The organism is Nonomuraea sp. NPDC001684, from assembly GCF_053596515.1.
The window spans coordinates 36,340-43,504 of sequence record NZ_JBSFGJ010000034.1 but is presented as its reverse complement, the minus strand read 5'-3'; the positions used below and the strand labels follow the sequence as shown (position 1 = coordinate 43,504).

Below are 7,165 nucleotides of genomic sequence, written 5' to 3'. Positions count from 1 at the left end.
GCTCCCGGTAGACGACCGGGTTGATAGGCCGGAGGTGGAAGCACGGTAACGTGTGGAGCTGACCGGTACTAATAGGCCGAGGACTTGACCACAAATTTTCTTGCTCGCGTCCACTAGGCAATTCTGAGACAGCAAACGGCGTTGTTCGTTTGACAGTTTCATAGGGTTACGGCGGTTATGGCGGGAAGGAAACACCCGGTTACATTCCGAACCCGGAAGTTAAGCTTCTCTGCGCCGATGGTACTGCACTCGGGAGGGTGTGGGAGAGTAGGTCACCGCCGGACAATCTTTGGGAAGGGCTCCGACTTCGGTCGGGGCCCTTTCTGCATTTCCGGGGGTATTTCCTTGTGTCGGGTGCTGGGGGTGGGCACCGGCTCAGGGGACAGGCTGATGGCGGGCCTCGGCGGACCGGTGGGACGGTAAATCGGCTTGCGGCTGGAGGGTGCGCTGTTCTGAGGCGCGGTACGGCTTTCGGCGGGTCCTAGTGGGTTCTGCTTCTGGTCAGTCCGAGCCGGCCCGTTTTGGAGACTGAGGGCTCGTGTCCCGCCCCGCTTCGAAGGAGGCTGAGGGGGCGTATCCGGCGCCGCCTCGCAGGAGACCCGTGAGGCTCGTCTCCGGCCCCTGAGCTGACGTTCCTCAAGCGCCGTCCTTGGGGGCGGCCCTACGCCTCCGCTGAGTGCCGGCCGTCAACCGCCTGCGCGCGGTGGCGCTGATCCCGCGACCGCAGACAGACTTCAGGTGTCGTCAGCCCGCACGCCCAGCACATCTCCGCGTTTCAGACCGGTCCCCGCCTACGTAGAGCCGATGGGGACTGGGCGGAGGTAGTGAGGCGAGTGTGGGTGCGTCATGCCCTCCACCTGATGTATCTCCGGCATACGCCAGGCATGCCCCGGACTGTCACCGCGTCCCAGGCTTCCCCGGGCTCTCGGGATCTCTCAGCCTCCTGGTCAGGCGCCCGGCCAGGAGGCTGGCTGGCCTTGATGCGCCGTCGATTCATGGAGTGGCGCTGGGTGGCCCTGCTGGTGGGAGCAGTGGGTTGGGGCGCCCCGGATCGTTCTCCCCAGCAGAGTCACTCACAGGCCCACCAACCGCGCCTCACACGCACCCCGCCACCTGACGCGGTGCAAGGCTGGGGTGTGGTTGTGAAGGTGGGAGACGGGAGAAGGGCCTCACGCTGGGTGCGTGGGGCCCTTCTGTTGTTGGGGGTCAGGATTTGGTGTTGACGTAGGTGACGGCGTATCTGGTGGCTACGGAGGTCCAGGGGACGGTGATCACTACGCCGTTGCGTTCGAAGACGCGGGCCTTTTCGGCCTCGGTGCCGTACTTCTGGGGGAGGGTGGCCAGTTCGGTGGCTTTGCCGGTGGCGGCGTCCAGGCGGATGAGGCGGGGGGCCAGGTCGCGGCGGTCGCCGGTTTCGACGGCCAGCAGGCCCTGGTCGTCGGCGCGGACGTAGGTGAGGATCGTGTCATGGGTGCCGGACGATTCCCACAGCTGCTTGCCGGTCTTCAGGTCGTAGGCGAGGGCCTTGTTGCGGGAGCGCATGCTCTGCGGGACGTTCTCCGGGAACGTGGCCAGGTAGAGGCGGTCGCCGTGGATGGTGTAGCGGTGTTGTTCGAACAGGCCGTTGACCATGGCCACGGTGTTCATGGCGAGCATGTCCACCTCGGGGGTCTTGAACTCGGTCACCTTGGTCGCGGCGTCGGAGTAGACCGTGAAGTTGTTCTGGCCGCCGGACTCGCTGCGGATGATGGCAGGAGAGGCTGACAGAAGGCTGGTCATGAGGCTGAGCTCGCCCAGCGTGGCCTGCTTGGTGATCTTGCCGGTCTTCGGGTCGAGGTACTGGAGGCGGGTGCCGCCTCTGAAGGTGCAGTCGAGGATGACGGCGACCCGGGTGGGGGCGGTGTTGATGTCCTTGATGTGGCAGCCGTCGTCGGGGGACGCGGCGGCGCTCCACATTTTGTGGCCGTCGGAGAGGCGGTAGGCGACCACCGCGTCGTCCAGCTCGGTGACGGCCACGCCGTCGGCGCTCATGATGCGGGGGACGTTGATGGAGTTGGCGAGGGTGGACTTCTCGGCCGGGATCTTGATCTTCCAGGTGAGCTTGCCCGTGGTGGCGTCGATGCCGGCCAGGTGGTCGCACGAGTTGCTGCTGCCGTACGCGATGGCGGCCTTGCCGCCGGACAGGTCCGGGGTGGCGCCGCAGAGCTGGGCGCCCGGCGAGGGGATGCCCCAGGAACGCTTTCCGGACGCCAGGTCGTAGGCGAGGACGCCGTCCTTCTGGGCGCGGATGACGACCTTGTCGGTCAGCCAGCTGCCGAAGGCCAGGGCGGTGGTGAAGTCCCAGCTTCCGGCGTTGGGGAGGGGGACGTCCCATTCTGCCCCGTCGCCGCCCCCGTCGCCGAATGCGGTGATGCCGCCGCCGGTCGTTCCGGTGGTGGCGACGAACCAGGCGGTGCCCGTGCTGACGGAGAGGAGGACCACGGCCGCGCCGGTGGCCAGCAGGGCGGTCTTCCACTTGGGCCGGGGGCGCTGCTGCGGGGGTGCGGGCTGGCCGCCGTACGGTGTGCCGCTGCCGGGTGCGGGGGGCTGCGGGGGTTGGCCGTAGGGCGAGGGTGCGCCGGGGGAGGGAGGGTTCGGCGGGTAGGTGGGCTGGTTGCCTGCGGGCGGTGGGTATGGGGGCTGGTTGCCCGTGGGGGGTGGGTAGGTGGGTTGGTTGCCTGGTGGCGGTGGGTATGCGGCTGGGTTGCCCGTTGGCGGGGCATACGCGCCGGGAGAAGGAGCGTAAGGATTGGCGGGCGGTTGCGGGTAGCCCGCGGGTGGGTAGGCGGCCGGGGCCGTGCCCTGCGGGGGGTACGCGGCCGGGCTCTGGGGCCACGGCTGCGCGGGCGGAGGGTAGGAGCCGGCGTTGGGAGCCGGCTGGCCGTACGGGTTGGGGGGTGGGGAGCCGTACGGGCCGGGTGGGGTGTTGGAGTGGTCGGTCATGGTTGCCCCCGTTCAGGCCAGCTGCCCGCGGACGTACGACGCCCACTGCCGTTCGAAGTCCGCCTTGCTCACGCCCAGCACCTTGAACAGTGCCGCCTCGCTGTCGTCGCCCTTGGCCCGGTAGGCCGCGATCACCGCGCTGGTCAGCTTCTGCTCGCCGTACCGCTGGGCGATGTAGCGCATGGCCAGGTGTCCCATCAGGTAGTGCACGTTCGTCATGCCGTTGGCGTCCCACGACGGGTTGTCGGGGAGCTGGCCCGAGAAGCGGGTGCTGAGGCGGCCGGCCAGGTAGGCGCGGCCTTCCTGGAAGCGGATGTTCTGGTTGATGGGGTGGCCGCGGTTGGCGGAGTACTCGGCGAAGCCCTCGATGACCCAGTTGGGCTTGCCGAAGAGGGAGAAGTCGGCGCTGTCCAGCCCGGCCAGCAGGGAGTGGGCCAGCTCGTGCGTGCTGATCTCCAGGATGCCCTCGGACGATCGGAAGAAGGACGTGGTGGTGTCCATGACCACCCGGGTGCCGCCGACCTTGACGTCGTCGCCCAGGGAGGCCCAGGCGAGCATGGGGATGGACACGCCCGCTTCGTGCGCCTTCTCCTTGCGGAACAGGTTGCCGAGCTGGTTCTGCCCCCCGACCAGCGCGACCGCGAACCCGGCCGGCACGGGCGCGGTGGCGTCGCCGTTGCGTTTCCAGAAGTCCAGGTTCTTCTTCGCCGCGTTGGCGACCACCGGGGCGACGCGCCTGGCCATGGCCGCGTCCTGGGGACGGGCCAGGACGATGCTGGCGCCCGCGCGGACCACGGTGATGTCGGGCCAGATGTCCCACGGGCCCGGGTAGTACACGGACTTGCTGCCCTCGCTCACCATGGGTGGCGGCGCGCCGTCCACCTTGGTGACGACCAGTGGCGCGTCCTTGGACGCCTTCTCCAGCGTCCAGCGGTACCACTCCGAGACCGGCCGCAGGTCGATGCCGGCGAACCGGTGGACGAACGCGACGTCCTGGGTGAACTTCAGGGCCCGCCCGAAGCTGTCCTCGGCGCGGCCCTCGCGACGCATCACCTTGTACGACGCCTCACTGAGCGGCACCTTGCGCAGGTTCGTGAACACCTTGCGCTGGTCGCGGACGAGCGCCGCGTTGCCCTTGTCGAAGATCGAGGTGAACGCGTCTGCGTTCCCGCTGCTCAGCGCCTTGCCGTGCTCGTAGACCAGCTTCTCGATCTCCTGGTCGGTGACGATCACGGCGTTCGGGTCGCTCTTGCCCGACGCCTCCTGGCGGCGTAACGGGTCCTGGACGCCGTTGATGCGGCCGCGCAGGACGAGGCCGACGCCGGCGCCCACGGCGATCGCCACCACGAGCGAGACGATGCCCATGGTGACCCAGAAGCCGGTCCGGCGCCTGGGCGGAGAAGGAGGATTGGATGGAGGTGGCGGCTGCATGGCCGGCCACTGTTGCTGCTGCTGTTGCCCCTGATACTGCGGAAAACTCGGCCCCGTTGTCACTTTTGCCCCGAGAGTGCTGACAAACCCCGAAAGAGGGGAATCGTACCAGTGGCCACATCGCGAGTCTTCGGGGTGGTCGGGTTCTTTGTGGAGTGGTGAGTAGGTGAAGATGTTTTCCGGCGACTCGTAGCGCGGTGTTGCCATTTTTCGTGATAATTCACCGCATGATCGCGGGCAGCGTGAGGACGCTTCCACGGCTGGCCATCGCGCTCGCCCTCCTGCCGCCGCTGCTCGCCCCAGGCACAGCCGCGGGGACGGCACTGCCGACGCACGCGGCGCCGGGGACCGTGAGCGCACACGTGGCGGTGCCAGGGCAGGGGAGCGTGGACGCGGCCCCGGAGCCGGTGACCGTGCGCGCCGCGCCCGGGCCGGTACGCATGCCGCACCACCTCGGCCCCCCGGCGATCGCCGTAACGGTCCCGGCCAAGAAGGCGAAGGCCGTGAGAACCGTCCAGGCCAAGACGGAGGCCGTGAGAACCGTCCAGGCCAAGAAGATCACCGAGCGGCTCGACCGCTTCCTGGCGGGCCGGCCGGGCCCGGTCACGGCCATGGTCAAGGATCTGACGACCGGCCGCGTCTACCGCTACCACCCGGGCGAACGGCTGATCACCGCCAGCACGGCCAAGGTCCAGATCCTGATGGCGCTGCTGCTCGGGAAACCGTGGCGCAGGCTGCCCGAGCCCGTCAGGCGCGACGCCGAGCTCATGATCCGCTACAGCGACAACCACGCGGCCGACCGCCTGTGGTTGCGCATCGGCGGCGCGGCGGGCTTCACCGAGGCCGGCAGGAGGTTCGGGCTCAGGCACACCAGGGGCGTCCCGGGAGACTGCGTCGACCTCTACTGCTGGGGCATCACCGAGACGTCGGTGGACGACCAGGTCCGCCTGATGAAGGCGCTGGTGTCCGGGAAGAGCCCGCTCAAGGCGAAGGAGCGCGCGCAAGTGCTCAAACTGATGGGCGCGGTCGTCCGCGGCCAGGACTGGGGCGTCTCCGCCGCGGCCTGCGCGGGCGAGCGCGTGCGTCTGAAGAACGGCTGGCTGAAGCGCGTCTCCAACGGGCGCTGGGCCACGGTCAGCGTGGGGCTGATCCGGGGCCGCGGCCACGACTACGCGGTCGCCGTCCTCACCGAGGGCAGCGCCGAGGTGGGGGACGGCATCGCGACCGTCGAGGGCGTCGCCGCGCGGATCATGCGGGACTTCCGGAGGTGCCGGGCGTGACCAGCCGGTAGCCGACGCCGCGCACGGTCTGGATGAGCTGGTCGTCGTTGTCGCCGAGGCGCGCCCGCAGCCGTTTGACGTGCACCGCGATCGTGTTCGTGGACGTGGTCGCGGCGGCGTGCCACACGTGCCGCATGATCTGCTCGCGGGTGACCGTGCGGTCGGCGTTGCGCATCAGGTACTGCAGCAGCTCGAACTCGCGCAGCGGGAGGTGCACGGCGCGGCCCTCGACGCGTACCTGGTAGGCCTGGACGTCCAGTTCGACGCCGCCGACGGCCAGGACCTTGCGGGACTCGGGGGAGGACGCCTGGATGAACGGCAGCAGTTCCGGCACCCGGTACGGCCGGGCCACGCAGGCCGCCGCCCCCGCCGCGAGCGCGCGTACGGCCTGCTCGGCGTTCCCCTCGCCGACGCCGAGCAGGACGGGCACGGCTCGCGCGAGCCGTACCGCGCGGACGAAGTCGACCGCGTCGATGACCGGGAGCGTGGCCGACACGAGCACCACGTCCGGCTGCAGCGCTCCTGCCTGGAGCAGCCCTTGGGCGCCGTCCGGCGCGCCGGTGACGGCCACGCCCTCGCGTTCCAGCGCCGTGGCCAGGTCGTCGACCACGGCGTCGTCGGGGTCGGCGATGAGCAGTACGGGCTTGGTCCGCGTGTCCCCGTTCATCGTGGATGCCGCCTGCTGTGGGGTCATCAGCCGAAGCGTCCCGTGATGTAGTCCTCTGTTGCCTTCTCCGAAGGGTTGGTGAACATGCGGGAGGTCTCGTCCATCTCGATGACCTTGCCGGGCTTGCCCTGGGCGGCCAGGTTGAAGAACGCGGTCCGGTCGCTGACCCGGGCGGCCTGCTGCATGTTGTGGGTCACGATCACGATCGTGAACTCTTCCTTGAGCTGGGCCATCAGGTCCTCGATGGCCAGCGTCGAGATCGGGTCGAGCGCCGAGCACGGCTCGTCCATGAGCAGGACCTGCGGCTTGACCGCGATCGCGCGGGCGATGCACAGACGCTGCTGCTGACCGCCGGACAGGCCGGCGCCGGGCTTGTTCAGCCGGTCCTTGACCTCGTTCCAGAGGTTGGCGCCCTTCAGCGACTCCTCCACGATGCCGTCGAGGGTGGACTTGCCGACCCGGCCGTTGAGGCGGAGCCCGGCGGCCACGTTCTCGTAGATCGACATCGTGGGGAACGGGTTGGGGCGCTGGAAGACCATGCCGACCATGCGCCGGACCGAGACGGGTTCGACGGTGGGGGCGTACAGGTCTTCGCCGTCGAGCATGACCTTGCCCTCGACGCGGGCGCCGGGGATCACCTCGTGCATGCGGTTGAGCGTGCGCAGGAACGTCGACTTGCCGCATCCGGACGGGCCGATGAACGCGGTGATCGAGCGCGGCTCGATGGTCATCGACACGTCCTCGATCGCCTTGTGCGACCCGTAGTACGCGTCGAGGCCCGAGACCTGGATCTGCTTGGACATTG

At 69.1% G+C, this 7,165-nt stretch carries 5 protein-coding genes and 2 rRNA genes; 3 read left to right on the top strand and 4 right to left on the bottom strand.

Annotated features, from left to right (window positions below; all coding sequences use genetic code 11):
• Positions 1 to 92, top strand: a 23S ribosomal RNA gene (locus tag ACWCSD_RS10130); the annotation flags it as partial.
• Positions 93 to 167: 75 nt separating this feature from the next.
• Positions 168 to 284 (top strand): 5S ribosomal RNA (gene rrf, locus ACWCSD_RS10125).
• Between the two features lie 922 nt (positions 285 to 1,206).
• Here rrf and ACWCSD_RS10120 read toward each other — a convergent pair.
• On the bottom strand, positions 1,207 to 2,481 hold the full coding sequence (locus ACWCSD_RS10120; RefSeq protein ID WP_449913959.1) for an outer membrane protein assembly factor BamB family protein: 1,275 nt from the start codon (positions 2,479 to 2,481) through the stop codon (positions 1,207 to 1,209).
• Between the two features lie 513 nt (positions 2,482 to 2,994).
• Complete coding sequence (locus ACWCSD_RS10115) at positions 2,995 to 4,347, bottom strand: hypothetical protein (RefSeq protein ID WP_449913957.1); 1,353 nt, start codon at positions 4,345 to 4,347, stop codon at positions 2,995 to 2,997.
• Positions 4,348 to 4,655: 308 nt separating this feature from the next.
• Between ACWCSD_RS10115 and ACWCSD_RS10110 the strand changes: the two genes are divergently transcribed.
• A complete protein-coding gene (locus tag ACWCSD_RS10110) occupies positions 4,656 to 5,693 on the top strand; it encodes a serine hydrolase (RefSeq protein ID WP_449913955.1) in 1,038 nt (345 codons plus the stop codon).
• Here ACWCSD_RS10110 and ACWCSD_RS10105 read toward each other — a convergent pair.
• Together ACWCSD_RS10105 and pstB are read right to left on the bottom strand one after the other, a co-directional pair.
• Positions 5,662 to 6,387 (bottom strand): winged helix-turn-helix transcriptional regulator, encoded by a 726-nt coding sequence (locus ACWCSD_RS10105; protein ID WP_358289033.1) that lies wholly within the window; start codon positions 6,385 to 6,387, stop codon positions 5,662 to 5,664. The genes ACWCSD_RS10110 and ACWCSD_RS10105 overlap by 32 nt on opposite strands.
• Complete coding sequence (gene pstB, locus ACWCSD_RS10100) at positions 6,387 to 7,163, bottom strand: phosphate ABC transporter ATP-binding protein PstB (protein WP_352322866.1); 777 nt, start codon at positions 7,161 to 7,163, stop codon at positions 6,387 to 6,389. Before pstB ends, ACWCSD_RS10105 begins: the two co-directional genes overlap by 1 nt.
• Positions 7,164 to 7,165 lie beyond the last annotated feature (2 nt).